The 20,199-nt window shown below is 63.7% G+C and carries 15 protein-coding genes and 1 pseudogene; 5 read left to right on the plus strand and 11 right to left on the minus strand.

What is annotated here, in order from left to right; all coding sequences use genetic code 11:
• Window positions 1-37 precede the first annotated feature (37 nt).
• Genes F7D01_RS12990 through F7D01_RS13015 form a run of 6 tightly spaced genes read right to left on the minus strand, consistent with a single transcriptional unit; the run spans window position 38 to window position 7,000 of the window.
• Complete coding sequence (locus tag F7D01_RS12990; protein ID WP_215227897.1) at window positions 38-1,261, minus strand: hypothetical protein; 1,224 nt, start codon at window positions 1,259-1,261, stop codon at window positions 38-40.
• A complete protein-coding gene (locus tag F7D01_RS12995) occupies window positions 1,258-3,624 on the minus strand; it encodes a hypothetical protein (protein WP_215227898.1) in 2,367 nt (788 codons plus the stop codon). The genes F7D01_RS12990 and F7D01_RS12995 overlap by 4 nt, the downstream gene beginning before the upstream one ends.
• On the minus strand, window positions 3,621-4,895 hold the full coding sequence (locus F7D01_RS13000; RefSeq protein ID WP_251566857.1) for a serpin family protein: 1,275 nt from the start codon (window positions 4,893-4,895) through the stop codon (window positions 3,621-3,623). The genes F7D01_RS12995 and F7D01_RS13000 overlap by 4 nt, the downstream gene beginning before the upstream one ends.
• Window positions 4,892-6,259 carry a hypothetical protein gene (locus tag F7D01_RS13005; RefSeq protein ID WP_215227899.1) on the minus strand — a complete coding sequence of 456 codons (1,368 nt, stop codon included), beginning with the start codon at window positions 6,257-6,259 and terminating at the stop codon, window positions 4,892-4,894. The genes F7D01_RS13000 and F7D01_RS13005 overlap by 4 nt, the downstream gene beginning before the upstream one ends.
• The gene (locus tag F7D01_RS13010) at window positions 6,256-6,651 is read right to left on the minus strand and encodes a hypothetical protein (RefSeq protein ID WP_215227900.1); all 396 of its coding nucleotides are present in this window, start codon (window positions 6,649-6,651) and stop codon (window positions 6,256-6,258) included. The genes F7D01_RS13005 and F7D01_RS13010 overlap by 4 nt, the downstream gene beginning before the upstream one ends.
• 49 nt (window positions 6,652-6,700) lie before the next feature.
• The gene (locus tag F7D01_RS13015) at window positions 6,701-7,000 is read right to left on the minus strand and encodes a hypothetical protein (protein ID WP_215227901.1); all 300 of its coding nucleotides are present in this window, start codon (window positions 6,998-7,000) and stop codon (window positions 6,701-6,703) included.
• Window positions 7,001-8,027: 1,027 nt separating this feature from the next.
• Here F7D01_RS13015 and F7D01_RS13020 point away from each other — a divergent pair.
• From F7D01_RS13020 to F7D01_RS13030, 3 genes are read left to right on the plus strand one after another with little or no spacing between them, the layout of a single operon-like run.
• Complete coding sequence (locus F7D01_RS13020) at window positions 8,028-10,442, plus strand: TonB-dependent receptor (protein WP_215227902.1); 2,415 nt, start codon at window positions 8,028-8,030, stop codon at window positions 10,440-10,442.
• A 29-nt stretch (window positions 10,443-10,471) separates the two neighbouring features.
• On the plus strand, window positions 10,472-11,692 hold the full coding sequence (locus F7D01_RS13025) for a parallel beta-helix domain-containing protein (RefSeq protein WP_215227903.1): 1,221 nt from the start codon (window positions 10,472-10,474) through the stop codon (window positions 11,690-11,692).
• Between the two features lie 11 nt (window positions 11,693-11,703).
• Window positions 11,704-12,882 (plus strand): SO2930 family diheme c-type cytochrome, encoded by a 1,179-nt coding sequence (locus tag F7D01_RS13030; protein ID WP_215227904.1) that lies wholly within the window; start codon window positions 11,704-11,706, stop codon window positions 12,880-12,882.
• A gap of 12 nt (window positions 12,883-12,894) precedes the next feature.
• On the opposite strand, the gene F7D01_RS13035 is transcribed toward F7D01_RS13030, so the two are convergent.
• Window positions 12,895-13,500, minus strand: a complete 606-nt coding sequence (locus F7D01_RS13035) for a TetR/AcrR family transcriptional regulator (protein WP_215227905.1) — start codon at window positions 13,498-13,500, stop codon at window positions 12,895-12,897.
• A gap of 262 nt (window positions 13,501-13,762) precedes the next feature.
• On the opposite strand from F7D01_RS13035, the gene F7D01_RS13040 reads away from it, so the two are divergent.
• The gene (locus F7D01_RS13040) at window positions 13,763-15,349 is read left to right on the plus strand and encodes a DUF5597 domain-containing protein (RefSeq protein ID WP_215229816.1); all 1,587 of its coding nucleotides are present in this window, start codon (window positions 13,763-13,765) and stop codon (window positions 15,347-15,349) included.
• On the opposite strand, the gene F7D01_RS13045 is transcribed toward F7D01_RS13040, so the two are convergent.
• The 4 genes from F7D01_RS13045 to F7D01_RS13060 form a co-directional block, all read right to left on the minus strand.
• On the minus strand, window positions 15,300-16,145 hold the full coding sequence (locus tag F7D01_RS13045) for an SGNH/GDSL hydrolase family protein (RefSeq protein WP_215229817.1): 846 nt from the start codon (window positions 16,143-16,145) through the stop codon (window positions 15,300-15,302). The genes F7D01_RS13040 and F7D01_RS13045 overlap by 50 nt on opposite strands.
• Before the next feature lie 140 nt (window positions 16,146-16,285).
• Window positions 16,286-16,810: a CAP family protein gene (locus F7D01_RS13050; protein ID WP_251566859.1), complete on the minus strand. Its 525-nt coding sequence runs from the start codon at window positions 16,808-16,810 to the stop codon at window positions 16,286-16,288.
• Window positions 16,811-16,925: 115 nt separating this feature from the next.
• Complete coding sequence (locus F7D01_RS13055) at window positions 16,926-17,555, minus strand: L,D-transpeptidase family protein (protein WP_251566861.1); 630 nt, start codon at window positions 17,553-17,555, stop codon at window positions 16,926-16,928.
• Window positions 17,552-18,211: a PEPxxWA-CTERM sorting domain-containing protein gene (locus F7D01_RS13060; RefSeq protein WP_215227906.1), complete on the minus strand. Its 660-nt coding sequence runs from the start codon at window positions 18,209-18,211 to the stop codon at window positions 17,552-17,554. Before F7D01_RS13060 ends, F7D01_RS13055 begins: the two co-directional genes overlap by 4 nt.
• A gap of 492 nt (window positions 18,212-18,703) precedes the next feature.
• Here F7D01_RS13060 and F7D01_RS13065 point away from each other — a divergent pair.
• Window positions 18,704-20,157, plus strand: a pseudogene (locus F7D01_RS13065) (sugar porter family MFS transporter).
• The last annotated feature ends 42 nt before the right edge of the window (window positions 20,158-20,199 follow it).

Raw genomic sequence — 20,199 nt, forward strand, 5'->3', positions numbered from 1 at the left:
CTAGCCAGAACTGCACCGAGGGCAGCAAGGTCGATCTTCACGGCAAGGTGCCCTGACGGTTGCCAGCGCCGCCGTTGAGCAGCCAGATGTCACGCTCGATCCGCTGCATGGTGGCGAAGACGGCGGCTTCGTCGGTCCCATCCACCTGCGGCAGCCGATCGGCAGTGCGATCGAGCGGGGCGACGCGCGACACGAAGGACTGGCTGGCCAGGGCGTGTGGATCGCCCGCTACTTCGACCGCAATGAGGCGCGGAGTGCCCGTCGCCTGCTGCACATCGCGCACCGAGCGAGTGAATGCCTGCGCGACTTCATAGCCGAGCCCGGTACCATAGCGCTGCATCGGGGAGAGCTTTGCGCGCAGGAATTCCGCTGCGCCGTGATGCGGATCGCCGATCCGGTCACGCAGGCTCTGGGCTAGATAGTCATCTGCTTTTTCGAGCCACGGCAAGGTCTGCTCATGCGGTGACGGTCGCACCTCTTCGATGAAATTACCGCGCGCATAATAAGCCGCGCGGATCGTCGCCCCGGCGGCACGCAGATCGCGCTCGACCCGCACAGGATCGCTGCCCGGTGTGAGGTAGAGCACATCCTGAGCCTGTGCCGCTTCTGGCGCAGCAGCGGCCATGCGCACCGACCAGAGCCAGAAATCATCGTCTGACAAGGTCACCGGCACAAAGCCGAAGGCGGGATGGTTGGGCGCGGTGGTTTTGCCATCGCTCATCGTGAGCCTGTTGAGCACCCGCCCTTCCGCATCGCGCAAGACGAGGTAGAAGCGCCCGGTGTCGGCCATGAGCGCAGGCGGGCTGCAACTGGTCATGGGCGGCGATGGTGGCGGGGGACTGCCGGGAGCGGTCGCCTGCGGAAAAAGTAAAGTGGGCCGTTCCTCCGTATAGCTGAACGGCGCGACCTGCCCGGTTTCGCTGGTAAAGTGCTGCAAGGGGGCGTTGAAAATCCGCTCCTTGTCCGGCGAAAAGGTCAGCGGACTACCAAACACGGTAAAGCGGTCGGCGCTGTTGCCTTTGAAGCGGGCGATCGCGCGCAAGGTAATGATGCCGGTGGGCCGCGCATCCATTGCCCGGGTTCCGTCATCTTCGACCAGCACCAGATCGGCATAGGTCGCAGCGGCCAGCATCTCTTTCGCGAAATACTGGCCACTGGCATAGCCGACCTCTTCAGGGCGCTGCGCGTAAACGCAGGCCAGCGCAGTTTGCGGCAACGCCAGACCGGCAAGTGCGACGGACGCCAGAACTGAGCGCATCATTGCTTTTCTCCTGATTGTTCGAGGCCCAATGCGCGCTGGATCGGGGCGATCCTTTCCCGCAATTCGTCGAGCGGGATCGGTTCCGGATAATTCGTGACGGGAAGCGCCATCCCGTCGACGTCGATCTGCGACGGGGCCATCCAGCTGACCGCAACATACCAGTCCCCGTCGCTGCGCGCCGCGCCTTCGCCGCCCTGAACATAGGCGGCATGGGTGTAGAGCGCGTCGCTCAGATGCAGAATCCAGCGCGATCCCGGTTCCAGCGAAGTCGGCAAGCCGGGCAGCAACGACGGTTCATCATTGCTTTGCCCATAGCGGGTCACGCCCGCCTCATCGGTCCGTTCGCCCGAAGCAAGCCGCTGTCGCAATTCCTCGCCCGGCCTGGCATCGCCCTTCAAGACCTCTACCACACGCCAGCGCACCGTGGAGGCAAAGCCGTCGCCGCCCGCATCGGCGAGGTCGATGGCAACCGGTTCGGCCACGACGATATCGGTGGCGGTGAGAGCGCGCTTCTCGATCGTCTGGCGCCCGTTCATGTCTTCCAGTGCTTCGATGGGATCGAAGCCGGCGGCGCGCAATGTCTGGATTTCCTGTAGGGTATAGCCGCTGGCGATCAGCCAGTGCGTCTGCTGGAGCGAGCCGGCCCTGGACGGTTTGCGTGCCACCCAGATGCTGGAGTTGTGATCGGTCGGCGAAGGCTCGGGCCGCATGATAGGCGTTTCTTCCACCAGCGCGCGGATAGTGGCGAAGTCAGGATGCGCTTCCAGCGGATACCAGATCGCTTCGGGATCGCGGCGCAGCGGAATATCCTGCCGGTAGATCGCGCTCTGATTGTCCGCCATGATCCGCACCAATGGCGGAAAGGTGATCTTGCCCGCCACCGCTGCTTGCGAGAGCGCGGCAAGGTCTGCGGGATAGAGGTCAACAAAGCCGCCGATTTCCTCGATACTTACCCGCGCGTCCAGCCCGGCCGCCGCGATCTGCGCGGCAATGTCCGCTCGCGCGGCTTCCAGCGCTGTTCCGCCTTGCGGCACGACCTGCCCGGTGACGAAGGGGCGCAGTGTCTCCGGCACCAGTTCGTCTCTGGTCAGCACATCGGTGTGGAACATATGCGCGGCGCCCTGATCCTCGTTGACGTAGATGCTGGCGATCACATCGCCATGTTCGGCGAGCGCGTGCGCCCGCCACGCCTTCAGTTCGGCCACCCGTGCCATATCGGCGGCATAGTCTGCTTCGGCAGCCGCGCGGCTGCCGAGTTCCTGCGTGCGGCCAGCGATGGCGGCATCGCGTCGTTGCTTGTCCCACACTTCGCGCGGGACGATGCCGCGCACGACGCGATAGGGGCCGGGACAGCTATCCGCGCCCACAACATCATTCGGCGGCGCAACTTCGCCAGGTTGCAGGCCCATCAGCACCACATCGCTGTCAGCATAGACCTTTGCGCCGGAAAAACGGTTCATCACTGCTACCTTGCCGGAATCGGTCAGGTCGAGCGCCATGCTCTGTTCCCAGACCGCAATCCTCGGCTCCTCACCTTCGGGCGAGAGCCACAGGCAACCATCGCGCAATTCGAGGCGTGCAGGCACGTCTGGAACGCCGACCAATGTGCGCGCCATCCCGTCAGTGCGGTAGGCGAACTGAGGGAAACCCTTAACCCGCGCATCGCCGGGTGGAACGGGCGGCGCAGCGATCGGAAACGGATCGGGTTCCTCGAACACCACGAAGTCGGGCAGTTCAATCTCGCCGCGTGCCGCCGCCTGCCGGATCGGGTCGGCACTCTGGCCCAGCCTGACCTCGATCTTGCCGGTGGCTTCGTTCCCGCCCATGCCGAACCAGTTCACGCTCAGCGCTTGAAGATCGCGCATCAGCTGGTCCTGTGCCGCGCGCAGTTCGGTGAGGCTCGGTCCGGGGCGATCGACCGGGACATAAAGCGGATCGCTGGTGTATTTCGCCAGTGTCGACGCCGCATCGCGGGTGAAGGCGACCATCACGCCATAGGTCGGGCGATGCTGGATCCAGAGCCCTGCAAAGGTGTCGCCTTCCTTTTCGTGAAGCGTTTGCGCCAGCAGACCGAGGGAATCGTCCGGCGCGGGTGGCGGAGGCGGTGGCCCCGGCTCGGTGCGCGGGCCGATGGCGCCGCGGTTCTGGATTTCCATCCGCCGCTCTGCCTCTTCCACGCTGACGCAATAAGCGCGCGCATACCAGGCGTTCTCGGAGAACTCGCCTTTGTAATTCTCGATGGCCTCGATCTCTTCCGCCGTCAGGTTAGGGCAGGTTTCGGTGAGCGGTTTTTGCTCTTGCGCGAAGGCGGGCGATGACAGGGCCAGCGCCATCGCGCTCGCGCCAAAGAGATTTCGGATCATTCGGATTTCTCCACGGGTGTCGGGTCGGATATGCGGCCGAAGAAGATCAGTGCGCCGCTCGCACGGTCGCGGATGGTCAGGAGGAAGGGCCGGTCGACGATCATGCGCGGCAGATCGTCTGGCAGGCGGCGGGAGCCGGTAACGACGATCTTTACCGTTGTTACCGCCGCCGCTTCGGTACCTTTCTCGTCCACCCGCAGGAAAGTGGCGTGGGCCACATCGTCGATCGCGAGCGGAGCATTGGCCATCGCGCTAAAATCGGCGCAGCTTCCGTCAAAGACGCAGGTCATTCCCGCCGCAATCAGCGCGGTCTTTACGCTGCCATCGAAGCGCGCCTCGAAACGCGGCAAGCGCAGCAGAATATTGCGTTCTTCAATCGAGCCGAGATCGAACTTGCCGTCGCTGCCCTGCATCGAAAGATCAAACGATCCGGCATTCAGATCCCGTTCCCACCGGCGCAGGGTAGCCCCGTCCTTCGGCAGGAACACCTCCATCGTGAAGCGCCCGTCCTTGCCATAGGGCAATTGCACCGCCTGCCCGTCGCGCGTTTCGCGATAGGCCATCGGCGCGATCCGCTCCATCATGTAGATCGGCATTTTGGTGCCATCGCCGCGCGTGAATTCGCCCGTGGAGCCATCCTCGAACGGCACCGACCAGTCGGCCTTGAACCACACCGCATTGGTGAGCACGGCAGCGGTCAGATCGTTGAACCCGCTCGCATCGACAATCTTCGTGATCCGCTCGCGGGTCTGTTCGCTTACCCAGCCATTGATCGTGTCGGCAGAGCCTGCCGGATCGCCGCCGAAATCGACCTGCCGCGCAGTAGCCCCGAAACCTTTTTTCGCCGCGTGCAGATAATCCGGCGCGAAGGAGAGGTTGTTCGAGAGCCACAGCGCATTGGCGACCGACAGCGCCACCTTGTTATCGCCCGTGCGCGTCAGGAAACGGTCGTAATCCTTCACCAGCAGTTCGGCCCGGCCTGCCGCGTTCCAGCCCAGCAGATCGCGCATCTCCGCCTCGGTCTGCCCGCGCGCGCCGGGAAGCGCCATGCCCAGGCCCTCGCTCAGCGAGAGCGGCGAGATGAAGAGATTGTCGTTCGGCTCTGCAGCCTCGGCCAGTTTCGGATAAAGCCGCGCGGCAAGCCGTGCCTGCCCTGCCGTGATATCGTGCGGGATGGCCTCGGAAGATGCCATTGTCCCAATCTGCGTTGGCAACGTCGCACAGCCGGCTGCAAGCCCCAGCGTTGCCAGCGAGAGGAAAATGCGTTTCATCGATCCTGCTCCAGAAATTCGACCAGCCATTCGGGCAAGGGGCGCAAATGGCCTTCAGGCGTTCGGCACAGTCCAAAGCTGAGACTGCTGCCGGGCGGACATTCGGATGGGTCCATCACCGGACGCGGCGGCATTTCAACCATCATCGCGCCTGTTATCGGCGGTAAGAGGATGCCGTCCGGGCTGGTCTGCCGATTGGCCTCGCCTCGCGCGTCGAGCCAATCGAGCGCACGCTCTGCCTGCCGGGCATCGAGGCCGTAACTGTTCTCCAGACTGCGGATCGCATTTGCGCGATCAGTCACCTTATCCTGTGCCGCGCGTGCGGCGGCGCTTTCCATGCCTTCGACCTTGATGACCTTGCCCGGCCCGCAGGCGTCGTGGATGGGATCGACCAGCTCGGGTATCGTCACCTCGTTGATGGAACCCTGAAACTCGACCTCCTCGCCCACGCGCGCATAGCCGGGTTGCTCGCCGCTGCCATAGGCAAGATACCCTGCGCTATCGACGAACAGCTTCGCGCCGAACGGGAACAATACCAGCGCATCGTCCCTGTCCGCGGCGCGGAAGCAGCCGTCCTTCAGCACAATCGTTGCCCGGCTATTGATGGCGTTGAGCGCGCCTGCAGGGCGATCGTGCCGGGGGAAGACACGCAGGTAGGGCGCGACTTCGTCCTGAACAGCCTGATCCTGCGCAGCCGGGCGTGGCGGATTGACCAGAGGCACCATCGGCGTCGCGTGAAAGATCAGCTCAACCGGTTCGGGAATGGTCACGCCTTTGCGTTTCACCAGCGCCCGGAATTCGGCTTCCGAGACGCTGATCTGGGCGGTGACGACCTGTGTGGCAACACCGGTCGACTGGATCACGCGATCATCGCGAAACGTATCCCAAATGAATTCGGCGGCCGCCATCAGCTCTTGCTGCGACCAGCGCACGGTTTCCCCGCGGAAGGTGGAATTCTTGCTGTACTTGCGCAGCGTGGCAGGGCCATCGCGCAGAAATTCGAAGACGACGCCAAGTTCGCCTTCATTGTCATAATGCAGGGTCTGAAAGTTCCCACGTTCTTCCCGGCGCAGTCGTTCAGCCAGTGCCTGCACTTCGTCGCTCACGCTGTTCTGGTAATCGGCAACGCGCATGAATTCCGCATCGGCAGCATCCTGCTCCGCCGTGCGGGGCGCGGGCGGAGACGGCTCTACGGGATCGAAAGAGGCAGGAGGCGCGGACAGGATTGTCGCAAAGCCGCTTTCGCTGACTTCAGCGCGAAACGGCAACCCGTTGGATGATGGTGGCGCTTCCTTCTCCGGCGATGCACACGCGGCGGGGCAGGCCAGAGCGATTGCCGCCAGCGGTAAAACTAGGTGCTTCATTCCGATATCGGCTCCATATGGTGCAGCCGCATAACATCGCGTTTTGGGCAGGCTGCGGGGATCGTAACTCCATAGAAACGCTCGATATCATGAATCGGCCACCCTCGCCCGGCGTCACGCAGGACCGCCGCGCCTCCGCTAATGCGCTCACCGAAGCGAATGCTGTTGCCGGTCGCCGGATCGAACACGCCATCGCCGGTAGGCAATAGGGTGACTCCCTGGTCGAACAGAACAGTGCTGTTGCTGCGGCCGGTAACGATGCAGCCGTCGATACTTTCGATCGAGCCGCCAAACAGCGCCTGACCGCCAAAGGCATCGCGGTCGATAGTGATTGGCTGCGCTTCGATCGCGGCCGTTGCACAGCCAGAAAGCGCAACGCCAATGGCCAGCATAACAGCCGGTTTCCCTGTCCTGTTCACGACTGGCTCTCCGATCTTGGAGCTACCGGCTGTCGAGGCATGATCGGCATGACCTGCGCGCAAAGCCGGGGTTCGGCCGCGCTGCCCCGCAGGCGCTGATCCGCCATGATCCGCTCTTGATCAACGAGGCAGGCGTTCGCCTGTTCATTGCCTCTGCATCGATGAGGCCGTGTTGCCGCGCATATTGCTTCACCGCGAACCAGTCGCCGCCATATCCTGCCGCTTGATCGAGCGATTTGACGAGAATGACGCGGTGATTGCCGCAAGCCTCGATCAATTCGGCAGGCGGATCGGCCACTACGCTGCGGTAGCGGACACGCAACGACCATGTTGTTTGCACAAGCGCTCCAGCTCATTCACCCATGCCCGGCTCTCAAGGTAGGTGCTCGTACCGATGTCTGCATCGGTAGGAACGACATCATCGGTCAAACTAAGGTTACGCGAGGACAATTCGAGGTTATCTTCTCCAGAGAACCATTGAATGAGCCGATTGCCTCCGCGCCAGATGACCCATACCATATCTGTGTCTCTGCTTCCGCGCGTCATGCCGATCACACAGGCTTGAGAGTCCCCCCCTAGCGCTTCTCGGCGCAGGTAGGAGCCAACAACTTCTTGGTAGCGGGAGAATTGCGGCCGCGTCTTGAGATCGAATGGCGTATAATGCGCAAGACGCGACGCTACAGGTGGGTTTTCTTCAACACATCCGGTCAAGAAGATTATCGATGCTGCCACGATATAAGACCCAATTTGGCGCATGAATTACTGCTCCAGTGTCGGCGTAAGAGGCCTAACTCGCATCCTCAGCATTAACGTCCGCTTTCGCAAATGCGGATGGGGACTCACCATTTCCGAAACTGGGGTCGTGAACCGAATGCCCGCTTCGTGCTGTTCTCCCGCCAATATCGGACGGTCTGTTCCCGGCCCAACTTCCGCCGTTCAATGAGGCGGTTGAACTGCCAATTTTCGAACATTAGTCGGCCGATCGCACCTTTGTAACGGTTTGGCGCAAATTCGGGAGTCTGGGGGTATCGGTGGGGGTATTTTCCAAGAGTTGGGCGGAAAAAACGAGCAATGTCAGAACGTTATATGTTCGCTATATGTTCCTCCTCCGCTACCATTCTCGATACCTCTACGAATTCGACGGCTCGGCTTTCGCTAGGCTGCCTGGCCGGTGTCGCTGCGTTCACGGCTTTCTGCGCTCTATCACGCTCCGGCGTGGGTTGGAGCGTCCCTCCATCGTGCCCCTCCAACCCGGTGTTACCCTGGGTTATAGAGCGCTTGCTCCAGCGTGCTTGCGCGCCGCGCCCTAAAAAGATAGTTTACACTATCTAACTTTGGGGGCGGAGAATATGAGAAACCTGGCCAGGCTGTCGCTTCTCTTGGGCACCCAAGCGATCTGGGTGGCCCCCGCAAGCGCGCAGACGGCCGCGCCGGTCGACGAGCGACAGCCTGAGGAAGCACGGCGGGTCGAGCTCAATGAGATCGTCGTCACCGCCCAGCGCCGCGAGCAGTCATTACAGGACGTGCCGATCAGCGTGCGCGCCTTCGATGCCGAGGCGATCGCGGCGCTGAATGCGCAGACGGTGGGCGATCTGGATGCGTTCACGCCGGGGCTCGAGATCAACGATACCTCCGTCACGCAGCCGCGCTTTTCCATTCGCGGCGTCGTGACGGACGATTTCGGCATCGGTACCGAGCCATCGGTCGGTATCTTCATCGACAACGTCTATTCCGCGCGCACCGGTGCCTCGCTGATCTTTTTCAACGATGTCGAGCGGGTCGAGGTGCTGAAGGGGCCGCAGGGCACGCTGTTCGGTCGCAACACCTCGGCCGGCGCGATCTCCATCACCACCAACAAGCCGAGCCAGCGCTTCGAGGCGTTCGGCACGGTGCAGTACGGCAACTACGATCAGGTGCGCATCGATGCGACCGGCAATCTGCCCCTGACCGATACGCTGGCGGTGCGTCTCAACGGCTCCTACAACCACCGCGACGGCTATCTGACCGACGCGCTGACGGGCGAGGACCGCGAGCGGGAGGGGAATATCTCGGGCCGGATCGCGTTCGGCTGGACGCCCACGGTCGATACCGACGTCTATCTCACCTATGATCACGACGACACCGACAAGGACGGGCCGACCGCGGTCGGGATCAGCCCCTACGCGCTCAGCCAGGATCCCTTCGGGCCGTTCTCCAACGATGTCATAAACGATCGCGAAACCCGCAATCTGGATGGCGTCACCCTGACCGCCAATCACCGGCTGGGCGATCTGACGCTGACCAGCATCAGCGCCTACAAGACCTTCGAGACGCACAATCGCGAGGACGAGGACGGCACCTCCGATCCCACACGCTATTTCGATACCGAGAATATCGAGCACAATGAGAGCTTCTACCAGGAATTCCGGGGTTCCTACGAGGGCGAGCGACTGACCTTGCTGCTCGGCGCGAGCTATTTCTGGGAGGACGCGGAGCAGACCAGCGCGGTCACGTTCCTGACCGATTCCGTCGACAACGTCCTCAATCGCCTCGCCGGCCTGCCGCTGTTCACGATCCTGCAGGGACAGGGCCTGCCGGTGCTCGGGCTGACCTTCGAAGAGGACATGAACAATTTCGCGCGCAACAACAGCTACGCGGTCTATGGGGATGCGACCTACAGCCTTACCGACGATCTGCGGCTGACCGCGGGCATCCGCTATACCCATGACGACAAGCGCTTCACCTGGCTCAACGGACGATTCATCTCGCCTGGCCTGGAGGCGATCACGGCACCCGGCGCGCTCTACAACGGCGTTCTGGCCGCGATCGGAAGCGATCCCGTTTTCCCCGACGGAGCCGACATCAGCGTTGCGACCTTCTACGATGCATTGATCGGCGACATCATCTTCGACGAGGGCGCGCTGGAGGGGAAGCGGGTCACGCGCGACGAAAGCTTCGACGATGTCAGCCCGCGTTTCGTGATCGAATACGAGCCGCGCGAGGACCTGCTCGTCTATGCGTCCGCCGCGCGCGGGTACAAGGCGGGGGGCTTCAACAGCACCGAGATCAATTCCTTCTTCGAGCCGGAGAACGTCTGGAACTACGAGGCCGGGTTCAAATCCGAACTGCTCGGTCGCCGCCTGCGGTTCAATGGCTCGGCTTTCTACTTCAAGTACAAGAACCGCCAGTCAATCAGTCTGGAGGACGACAACACCTGCACCGAAGGCCTGTGCCTGCCCACGTACGTTACCCGTTCGGGTGATTCCGATGCCTGGGGCATCGATCTGGAGACGCAGTTCCGGGTCAGCACCGATCTCACCCTCTCGGCGATCGCGAGCTATCTCGATTCGCGCTGGGTCACGCGCATCGAACGCGGAATAGACATTTCCGGCCAGCCGACCGGCGCGCCGGAACTCACCGCGGTGCTGGGCGCGCATTACGACCACGAACTCGCGAACACCTCCGCCATCTTCGCCGATGCCAGCTACAGCTATACGGGAAGGGGCCGACTGAACGATGCGACGCGCGACAAATATGCGTCGATCAGCACTCTGGTGCGGCCCGGCGTGTTCGACGAACTCGACGAACCGCGCAACCTCATCAACGCGCGCGTCGGCTGGCGTTCGCCCGGCGATCGTTACCGGATCGCCCTGTTCGTCGAGAACCTGCTGGACGACCAGAAGGTCCGCACGCTCGGCACGCTAAGTGCGGGGACGTTCGAAACGCCCTATGTTCGCCTGGACAAGCCCAGGTTCTACGCCATTTCCCTCAGCGCATCGTATTGATGGCATCGCTCAACCGGAGAGAGATCAGCATGCAACTGAAACATCTTGTCGTGGCCGCGCTGGCGGCGCTCAGCCTGGCGGCCTGCAATTCCAGCCCGCCGACGGACGCGGACGGCTTCGTCGACGATCCCGAGTTCGAGCAGCGGCTGCAGGAACAGCTTTTGGACGCGAAGGCGGGCGATGTGATCGAGATTCCCGCCGGCAAGTATCGGCTGAAACGCAGTCTGAGCCTGAGCGGCAACGACGTGACCTTGCGGGGCGAGGGGATGGACAAGACGATCCTTTCCTTTGCCGACCAGACGTCGGGCGCGGAAGGGCTGACCGTCACCGGTGACGACTTCACGCTGGAAGACCTGGCGATCGAGGACACCAAGGGCGACGCGCTGAAGATCAACGGGACGAAGAACGCTGTGATCCGCCGGGTTCGCGCCGAGTGGACCGGGGAACCGTCGGCGAAGAACGGTGCCTACGGGCTCTATCCCGTGCAGGTCGAAAACGTGCTGATCGAGAATTCGGTCGTGCGCGGTGCCTCCGACGCGGGGATCTATGTCGGCCAGTCTAACAACGTCATCGTGCGCAACAACATCGCCGAGGGCAATGTCGCCGGGATCGAGATCGAGAACACCAGCAACGCCGATGTTTACGGTAACAAGACCACCAACAATTCCGGCGGCATCCTGGTCTTCAACATGCCCGATCTTCCGGTGCCTGGTGCCAAGACGCGCGTTCACGACAACGAAGTGGTGGCGAACAACCACGCTAATTTCGCGGCCCCCGGAAGCGCGGTCAGCTCCGTTCCGCCCGGATCGGGCGTGATCGTGAACTCGAACGACGAGGTCGAAATCTTCGACAACCGCATCGCCGACAACAACACCGCGAACGTCATCATCTCCAGCTATTATTCGACCGGCTTCGCCGATCGGGGGCTGGCCAAGGCCTACGATCCCTATCCGGAGAACATCTACGTCACCGGCAACACCTTCTCCGGCGGCGGTACCAATCCGGGCAAGGCCTATGCGGGTCTGAAGCAGGCCGTCGGCGGCTCGCTGCCAGCGGTGATCTGGGACGGGTTCGCCAATCCGGATAAAGCGAGCACCGGTATCTGCGTCGACAACGCAGATGCGCAACTGCTCGATGCCGACGGCCCGAACAAGCTCGCCAATCCCCATATCGTGAAGACCACGAACTGCGCCCCGGCGAGCCGACTGCCGAAAATCACCCTGCCATCGAAAATGACCACCTCAGGCTAAAGACCACGCCCATGATCAGACCCGTCCTCCTTGCCCTTGTCGTTCTGCTCCTGAGCGCCTGCTCGTCCGCGGCGCCGAAGGAGGTGACGTTCCACGCGACCGACAATCCCGAGAAGCTGTCGGAGTGGGGATTGTTCACGGTGGCGGACGGGAAGATCACGCCGCACGAAGGCATGGTCACCTACGAGCTGAACTCGCCGCTGTTCAGCGATTATGCGCAGAAATGGCGCACCATCTGGATGCCCGCGAACGTCGCCGCGCAATACGAGCCGCAAAAGGCATTCGACTTTCCCGTCGGTACCATCATTACCAAGACGTTCTACTATACGGTGCCCGCCAGCGATCGGCCCGGCGAAAGCGACACCGTGCTCAAGATGACGCCCGCGATGTACCAGTCCGGCACCGACGGGCTCGACATCGGCCATGTCCGGATGATCGAGACCCGGCTGCTGGTCCGCCGGGCCGATGGCTGGGCCGCGCTGCCCTATGTCTGGAACGCGGACCAGACGGAGGCGACGCTGCAACGCGCGGGGGCCGACGTTCCGCTCACCATCAAGAGCGATAGCGACAGCAAGCGCTTCACCTATTCGGTGCCCAACGCGAACCAGTGCGCCGGGTGCCACGCCAGCAATTATGAGGATCGCGCGATCCATCCGATCGGGCTGAAGGCGCGGCATCTCAATCGCGATTTCGAGGGGCCCGGCGGGGAGATCAACCAGCTCCGGCGACTGGTGAAGCTGGGTTATCTGAAGGGCGTGCCGGGCATGGAGAACGTGCCGCACAATGCGAAGTGGGACGATAGCTCGCTGCCGATCGGCGATCGCGCGCGGTCCTATCTCGATATCAACTGCAGCCATTGTCACAGCGAGACCGGCCCGGCGCGGGTTTCCGGGCTGTGGCTGGCGAGCGAGGTGACCGATCTGCGCAAATGGGGCGTGTGCAAGCCCTCGGTGGCCGCCGGGCGTGGGACCGGGGGGCGCGATTTCGACATCCTCCCCGGACAACCGCATCAGTCCATCCTGACCTATCGCCTCGAAAGCACCGATCCGGGCGAGATGATGCCCGAGGTCGGTCGCAGCCTGGAGCACAAGGAGGGGGTCGATCTCGTCACCCAGTGGATCTCGCAGCTTACCGATAGCTGCGACGTGGCCCGCGCCGCCCGATCGGGCCGGGAGCCGGCAGCCGGCTAGCAAGGGCCGGAGTCAGCGGCCTATCAGCTTGGCGGTCTGCTCGAACACCTCGCCGGGTATCACGCTGTCGTCTTCCGCGACCAACTCATCGACCGCGAAGCCGATCTCGACCGTCAGGCGCAGTCGCCGCCAGAGTTCCTCGCGCGGCAGGGTAGAGCCCGCGCGGATATAGGCATCGGTCAGCAGATCGGTGACGTAATGATGCGATTCGAGCCGGATATGCGCCAGCCGCGGCGAGGCCCGCAAGGCGCGCAGGATCCACATCGCACCCGGTTCGCTGCGCGTCACCTCGTGCGTTGCGCGCAGCAGCTCCTCGGTATTGCCGCGAAACGATGCGATGCCGTCGGGCTCGTGGCGCGCAACCCACGCCTTCAGCGCGTCGTTCTGTCGCTCCATCAGCCGCCGTCCCAGCGCCTCGAGCACCGCGTCCTTGTCGCGGAAATATCGGTACAGCGCGGGCGGCGTCACGTCGGCGCGCGCGCAGATCATGTTGGTCGTGATACGGTCCACGCCGACCTCGGCCAACAGCTCGCCCGCAGCCTGAAGCAGCGCATCGTAGGTGGCCCGCGCGCGCTTCTGCTTGGGCGTGGCCGGTCCGAAGGAATTCTTCTGTCGCATGATCGCCGCCCCCTTTGCGATAAGGCGGTGGGTGGTTCAACTCGCTTTGAAAGTAATCTGAAATTCCGCGAGCAAACCTGCCCCGAGCCCCATTCGGCCTGTGGTTCGCACTGGTCTGAGAGCGCACGGCGGGCGGAGTTTCCCTCGATCCCGGCATGGTTTATGCGATCATGACAAGGGGGGCGGCAACACCGCGCTCGAATGGGGGAGAGAGACAGTGCGTGGGATCAGGGCAATATCCGCGTGGATCGCGGCGGCGGTCATGGCGGTGCCGCTCTCCGCGCAAACCGACGAAGCCTTGCCGCATCTGGAGAACCGCGACGGTCGGCACGCGCTGATCGTGGATGGCCGGCCTTTCACTATCCTCGGCGGCCAGGTGAACAATTCGAGCAATTACGCGGCCGCCTTGCCGCAGGTCTGGCCGGTGCTCGATCGCATTCACGCCAACACGGTCGCCGTCCCCATCGCATGGGAGCAGATCGAGCCGGAGGAGGGGCGGTTCGACTTCTCGTTCCTGCAAACCCTGCTGGAAGAGGCGCGCACGCACGACAAACGCATCGTGCTGTTGTGGTTCGCGACCTGGAAGAACACCTCGCCCGGCTATACCCCGGCCTGGGTCAAGCTCGACAATGCGCGCTTCCCACGGATGAAGACCCGCGACGGGGGCGATAACTATGCCCTCTCGCCGATGTTCGAGACGACGCGCGAAGCGGACAAGCGGGCATTCGTGCGGCTGATGACCTATCTACGTGATCACGATCCGCAAAACACGGTCATCATGGTCCAACCCGAGAACGAAGTGGGCAGCTATCGCAACCCGCGCGACTTCGGAGCGCGGGCGCAGGCGCTGTTCGAGGGGGCGGTGCCAGCCGAACTGGTTACCGGTTTGGGGAAAGTGCGCGGAACGTGGGCAGAAGTGTTCGGCGACCGGGCGGACCGCGCCTTCAACACCTGGTACACCGCGCGCTATATCGGCGACATCGCGGCGGCGGGGAAGGCGGTGAAGCCGCTGCCGATGTACGTCAACGCCGCGCTTTCCGATCCCTTCAACCCGCCCGATCCGATGGGCGTCGCGAGTGGCGGGCCGCAGCAGGACGTGCTCGATATCTGGAAGATCGCCGCGCCCGCGATCGATTTTGCCGCGCCCGATATTTACGACCGGAGCAGCCGGAACGTGGTCGCCTATCTCGATGCCTATGCGCGGCCCGACAACGCTCTGTTCATCCCGGAGATCGGCAATGCGCGCGAATATGCGCGGTACTTCTACACCGCGATGGGGAAGGGGGCGATCGGCTTCACCCCGTTCGGTATGGATGCGACCGGCTATTCCAACTTCCCGCTGGGGGCGAAGGCGCTGGACGAGCAGACGCTGTACGCCTTCGCGCGCAAATACGCCGCGATCGAGGCGCTGGGCGGCGCGTGGGCGCGGCTGGCCTTCACCCGGCCCACCTGGGGTGTCGCCAAGCCCGACGACGGCTCGGCGCAGTCGAAGACGTTCGGCAAATGGCAGGTGACGGCCAGCTACGGCGAATGGCAATTCGGGTTGAAGGAATGGACCTGGTTGAAGGCGGAACCGCCCGCCTGGGCCGATGAACCGGTCGGCGGCGCGCTGGTCGTGCAGCTTTCGCAGGACGAGTTCCTGGTTACCGGCGACCATGTGCGGATCACCTTCGACCGGGCCGAAAGCGGGCCGGAGAACGGCATGGTGGTGCGGGTGGAGGAGGGGCGGTTCGACGCCGCCGGCGATTGGGTGATGGACCGGGTCTGGAACGGCGACCAGACCGATTACGGCCTCAATTTCACCGATCGGCCGGTGTGGCTGAAGGTGACGATGGGCGCGTGGAAATGAGCGCCGGTCGATCGGCTAGCGCGCGCTCGATCGCGGCGAGAGCGAGCGGTTTCATCACGGCATAGCCCGCCGCGTTGGGGTGCACCCCGTCGCTCGACAGGCCCGGCCGCATCGCGCCCGCCGGGGTCGCCATCGCCGCGAAATAATCGACATAGGTGAAGCCGTTGTCGGCGGCGTAGGATTTCAGCCAGGCGTTCATCTCGCGAATGACCGGCACCGGCTGCTTGGTTCGAGCCCACGGGAACGCACCGGCTGGCGGGATCGAGGCCAGGATGACGGCGATACCGTGCGCCCGCGCCAGTTCCGCCATGGAGCGGATATTGCCCTGCACGGTCTCGATCGTCGCCGCGCCGGTGTTGCCCGCGATGTCGTTCGTCCCCGCCATGATATGTACCGCCTGGGGATGGAGATCGATCACGTCCTGGCGGAAGCGGACCAGCATTTGCGGCGTGGTCTGCCCGCTGATGCCGCGATCCACGCGGCCATCCTCGAACAGGGCGGGTGCCAGGTTGATCCAGTTATCGGTGATCGAATCGCCCATGAAGACGACGCGGACCGGCGCGCCGCTCTCTCTCAGCTGCGCATTGGCAGCGCGATAGCGGCACAGCTGGCCGAAATCGCGGGTCAGCATGTGCAGGTTCCACATCTGCCATTCTGCACCCTGTGGCACAGGATGACGGGGGCAGGGGTCGGCCACGATCCCCGCCGGATCATCGGCGTAAGGATCGCCCGGGATAGTCGTCTGGGCGGCTGCGGACGTAGCGGCGAAAAGGGTGAGGCCCGCGACGATCGCCATGCGCCATGTCCAGTGCCCGCTCATCTTCCCTCCCGCGTGGACGCGCCGAAGCGGACCATGCCCCGCGCCTTGACCGTAGCGATAGGATTTCGGGGGACGAATGCCTACCCGAATGCGCGCTTTCTACACCGGAGAGGATATTACAGCGGACGCCGGCCCAGCACGTTGCCGGGCGAGCTGTAGCGGCACACCATGATCTCCTCGCGCTCGCCGCGCGCCATGCCGCATCCGACCTTGCGGGTCTGCTGCCAGACGAGCTGCGTGTAATGGCTCACATCCTGGACCCGGCCCGTCCTGCTGTTGGCCGGGAAGACGCCTTTGACGAATGCCTGCTTCTCCGCGATCCACAGGCCGACCATCGACTCCGGCGCATAGGCACCCACGGTCCCGCCCCAGATATTCTCGCCTTCCAGCGGCTCTCCGGGGCGATTGGGCGAGTGTTCGAAACGGCCGGTCCGGGCCAGATGTTCGGCCCATTCTTGCGCATTGTCGGCCAGGTCGGGGTCCCAGGCCAAGGGCGAGACGCCCATCTGCGCGCGCTCTTCGTTATGCACGGCGAGCACGCGCTGATCGAAATCGCCGAGCCGAGTCTGTACGCCCGTTGAAAGTGTGAGGACCGCACCCAGAAGTGCGGACTTTGCCAGAAGCTTGCCGAACTGTCGCATGGTCTTTCCCCGCTACTTGCGAGGAATTCTGCCAGTCGGCCCTGAAGTGAGGGTTCAGAGGAACGCTTAAGGGGATTTAACCATTCCGCCCTGTCGCGGTTCTCTGGATGGTCCGTCAGGTGGAGCGGACGATCACGACCCGGTCGCCCTTTTGGGCGATCGCGAACAGCTTGGCTGCGAAGCCGGGGGGCAAGCCTATACAGCCATGGGTCGCATGGTCGGCGGCCATCGGGCTTGCATGCAGAGCCACGCCATCGTCGGTGATGAACATGGCGTATGGCATGGCGGCATCGTAGGATCGCGACCGATAATCGCGATGCTTCGACAAGATGTGAAAGGTTCCCTCCGGCGTGGGCATTCCCGGTCCGCCGTAAACGACCACCGCGGTGCCGATTTCGTGGCCTGCGCGGAAGACCGAGGCCATCTGGCGGCGAAGATCGACCCACACGGTCAGCGGGCCATCGGGCGCGTCGCCTTCTTCCCAGCGGAAATCCCCATGGTGCAAGGACCCGCGGACTTTCAGCAGCGATACGGTATCGGCCGGCATCAGCTTGCGCTGGTTCGCCCGTTCGACCTGCTGCGGAGTAGGGAAATCATGCGTGATGTCTTGCACGCTGGCAGGCTCGATCGGCGTCGTAGCTGCGGAAGCCGTCGGGGGATCGGCAGCGCGTTCGCCGCTGATGGCCGCATAAGCCGCCACCGCCACGAACAGCGCAATCCCGGCCGCGACGAGAAAACGGATCACGAGAACGCGGTGGAACGGCCCTGCGGCGCGGCCGCCCTGATGCGACGGCGCAGCGTTCCTCCGGTCAGGAAAAAGCCGAGGATGAGCAGCATCCAGGTCGACGGTTCGGGAACGGCGCTGGGCGGAGGCGGGGGCGGGGGAGTGGGCGTTTCGCCACCACCGCCGGGGGTGCCGCCGCCACCGCCACCGGTTCCGCCGCCGCTCGGGGGCGGCGCGGGGAAATAGCCGCCGGTGCCGGGTCCGCCGGGAAAGCCACCGTTCGGCGTCCCCGGGGGGGTGACGATGGTGGGCGGACCAGCGGAGTCGGGAATGATGACCGATGTCGGCCCGTTCTCCGCCGGGAGGTCGGGTATCTCGGGGAAAATCTTACCCAGAGCGCGCTGTTCGGGAGTGCCGGCGGACGCCGGGCCTGGACCCGCGGCCGCAACGGCCGGCCCCAATGCCCGATTACCCTTTACCTTCAGCGGAGTGGTGCCCGACCGTTCGCCAGGCGAGCGATCGAGGAAATCGTTTATCGCATCCTCGGTCTGCTGCATCAGTCGCGCTGAATTCCCCTCCTGCGCGACCCAGATCGCGGCGGGCGCAGCGACAAGCAAGGCGAGCGCGGCGGCAAGGCCCGCGCGGCGTTTCCGGTTGAGAGAAGTCAATCTACGCATAATTGCCATCGCTGGACGCCTGCGACCGATCGCACGCGCCTTTCCAACTCTCGGTAGCAGACAGGGCTGCCACGCGCGAATGGGACGCGCCGTCTGTCGCGTAGCAGGACATACCGGTCGGAAGATGATTAACGGGCGATCCATCGCAGCCAAGCATCGGCCGGTTGCCCGTCGCGTCCTCCCTGCTCGCCATGATGATCATTGGTTTATTCCCCGTTAACCACTCATTACTCGTAAGCCATGCTAAGGTTCCCGGCCAGCGGAAACTTTCCGCAATATTACATAGGGTTCCAATCGCGCCACGCCCGGGCGCCGAGATGGCAGGCAGGGCTGAACCCGCTGCGGCGAATGGGACGCGTGGACCGCGTTCCGCCATTCCGCGTGCACTGGACCCGAAATCGCTTTAATCCCCTTGCGCGACACCGGGATATGGCGAATAAGGTAGCGCTACCATAACACGGCGGCGAAGACCGCGGTACGGGAGGGAAATTAATGGAATCGAGCCGGAACAGCGTCAATATGGCGCTTATCTCCGCCATCGTGGCGGTCGCTACGATCGGCGGATTGCTGTTCGGGTATGACAGCGGCGCGGTCAATGGGACCGAAGACGGCCTCAAAAACGCCTTCCAACTGAACGATTTCTGGTTCGGCCTCACGGTCGGATCGCTTCTGATCGGCTGTGCGGCGGGCGCGTTCTTCGCGGGCCGTCTGGCGGACGTGTTCGGGCGGCGGCGCGTCATGCTGATCGCTGCGACCCTGTTCGTGGTCGGGGCGCTGGTTCAGGGCTTCATCCAGATACATCCGATCTTCGTGCTGGCGCGGTTCGCCGGCGGCATGGCGGTCGGCGCTGCCAGCGTGCTGTCACCCCTGTATATTTCCGAAGTCGCCCCGGCGAAAATCCGTGGCCGACTCACGACCGTGCAGCAGGTGATGATCATCACGGGCCTCACTGCCGCCTTCGTCGTCAATTATTTCCTCGCGCAGGCGGCGGGCAACTCGCTGGGTATCGTCGGCGGTCTGCCCGCCTGGCGCTGGATGTATCTGGCGCAGGCGGTCCCCGCGGTTGTGTTTCTCGTGTCGCTTCTGTTCATTCCGGAAAGCCCTCGCTTTTTGGTGGCGAAGGGTCGGGATGAGGAGGCGCATGCCGTGCTGACCCGCCTGTTCGGTCCGACGGAGGCGACGCGCAAGGTCGCCGACATTCGCCGCACATTCAGCGATGATCATCGCCCGCGCCTGTCCGACGTGACGCAGAAGGGCACCATCTTCCGCCCGATCGTCTGGGCCGGCATCCTGATCGCCACGTTCCAGCAATTCGTCGGCATCAACGTGATCTTCTACTACGGGTCCACCCTGTGGAAGCTGGCGGGGGTCTCCGAAGAGGTGGCGCTGGAGCGCAACATCCTGTCCGGCGTCGTCTCGATCGCCGCCGTGTTCGCCGCCCTGCTTCTGATCGACCGGATCGGGCGCAAGCCGCTGCTGATGATCGGATCGGTCGGGATGGCGATTTCGCTCGGCGCGATGACGTATATCTTCAGCCAGGGTGCGCTCGACGCTAGCGGCAATCTGTCGCTGTCCCCGGACCTCGGCCTGGGGGCGGTGGTCGCGGCGAACATTTACGTGATCTCTTCAACTTCAGTTGGGGCCCGGTGATGTGGGTGATGCTGGGGGAGATGTTCCCCAACCAGATCCGCGGTTCGGCGCTCGCGGTGGCGGGGCTTGCCCAATGGGTCGCAAACTACCTGGTGGTACAGACCTTCCCCGCGATGGCCAGCGGGCTCGGCCTTTCGACCACCTACGCATTCTACACCGTGGGCGCGGCGGTCAGCTTCTTCCTGGTCAAGCGGTTCATCAACGAGACCAAGGGCAAGGAGCTGGAAGAGATGGAAGGCTGGGACGCACCCTCGGCCGCCGGCGATGCCATCGCGCCCAAGACGCGCATCGATTGAAGGACGCGCCGCCGGGCTGGTACGTACCCGCCCGGCGGCCTA

Origin of the sequence: Erythrobacter sp. 3-20A1M, from assembly GCF_018636735.1 — a bacterium.
Taxonomy (GTDB): domain Bacteria; phylum Pseudomonadota; class Alphaproteobacteria; order Sphingomonadales; family Sphingomonadaceae; genus Alteriqipengyuania.

Bases quoted from the DNA above. Each gene is read 5' to 3' on its own strand.
- F7D01_RS13060 (WP_215227906.1), bottom strand. From the start codon at position 18,211: ATGCGTAGATTGACTTCTCTCAACCGGAAACGCCGCGCGGGCCTTGCC.
- F7D01_RS13005 (WP_215227899.1), bottom strand. From the start codon at position 6,259: ATGAAGCACCTAGTTTTACCGCTGGCGGCAATCGCTCTGGCCTGCCCC.
- F7D01_RS13030 (WP_215227904.1), top strand. From the start codon at position 11,704: ATGATCAGACCCGTCCTCCTTGCCCTTGTCGTTCTGCTCCTGAGCGCC.
- F7D01_RS12995 (WP_215227898.1), bottom strand. From the start codon at position 3,624: ATGATCCGAAATCTCTTTGGCGCGAGCGCGATGGCGCTGGCCCTGTCA.
- F7D01_RS13035 (WP_215227905.1), bottom strand. From the start codon at position 13,500: ATGCGACAGAAGAATTCCTTCGGACCGGCCACGCCCAAGCAGAAGCGC.
- F7D01_RS13020 (WP_215227902.1), top strand. From the start codon at position 8,028: ATGAGAAACCTGGCCAGGCTGTCGCTTCTCTTGGGCACCCAAGCGATC.
- F7D01_RS13000 (WP_251566857.1), bottom strand. From the start codon at position 4,895: ATGAAACGCATTTTCCTCTCGCTGGCAACGCTGGGGCTTGCAGCCGGC.
- F7D01_RS13010 (WP_215227900.1), bottom strand. From the start codon at position 6,651: ATGCTGGCCATTGGCGTTGCGCTTTCTGGCTGTGCAACGGCCGCGATC.
- F7D01_RS12990 (WP_215227897.1), bottom strand. From the start codon at position 1,261: ATGATGCGCTCAGTTCTGGCGTCCGTCGCACTTGCCGGTCTGGCGTTG.
- F7D01_RS13040 (WP_215229816.1), top strand. From the start codon at position 13,763: ATGGCGGTGCCGCTCTCCGCGCAAACCGACGAAGCCTTGCCGCATCTG.
- F7D01_RS13050 (WP_251566859.1), bottom strand. From the start codon at position 16,810: ATGCGACAGTTCGGCAAGCTTCTGGCAAAGTCCGCACTTCTGGGTGCG.
- F7D01_RS13025 (WP_215227903.1), top strand. From the start codon at position 10,472: ATGCAACTGAAACATCTTGTCGTGGCCGCGCTGGCGGCGCTCAGCCTG.
- F7D01_RS13045 (WP_215229817.1), bottom strand. From the start codon at position 16,145: ATGGCGATCGTCGCGGGCCTCACCCTTTTCGCCGCTACGTCCGCAGCC.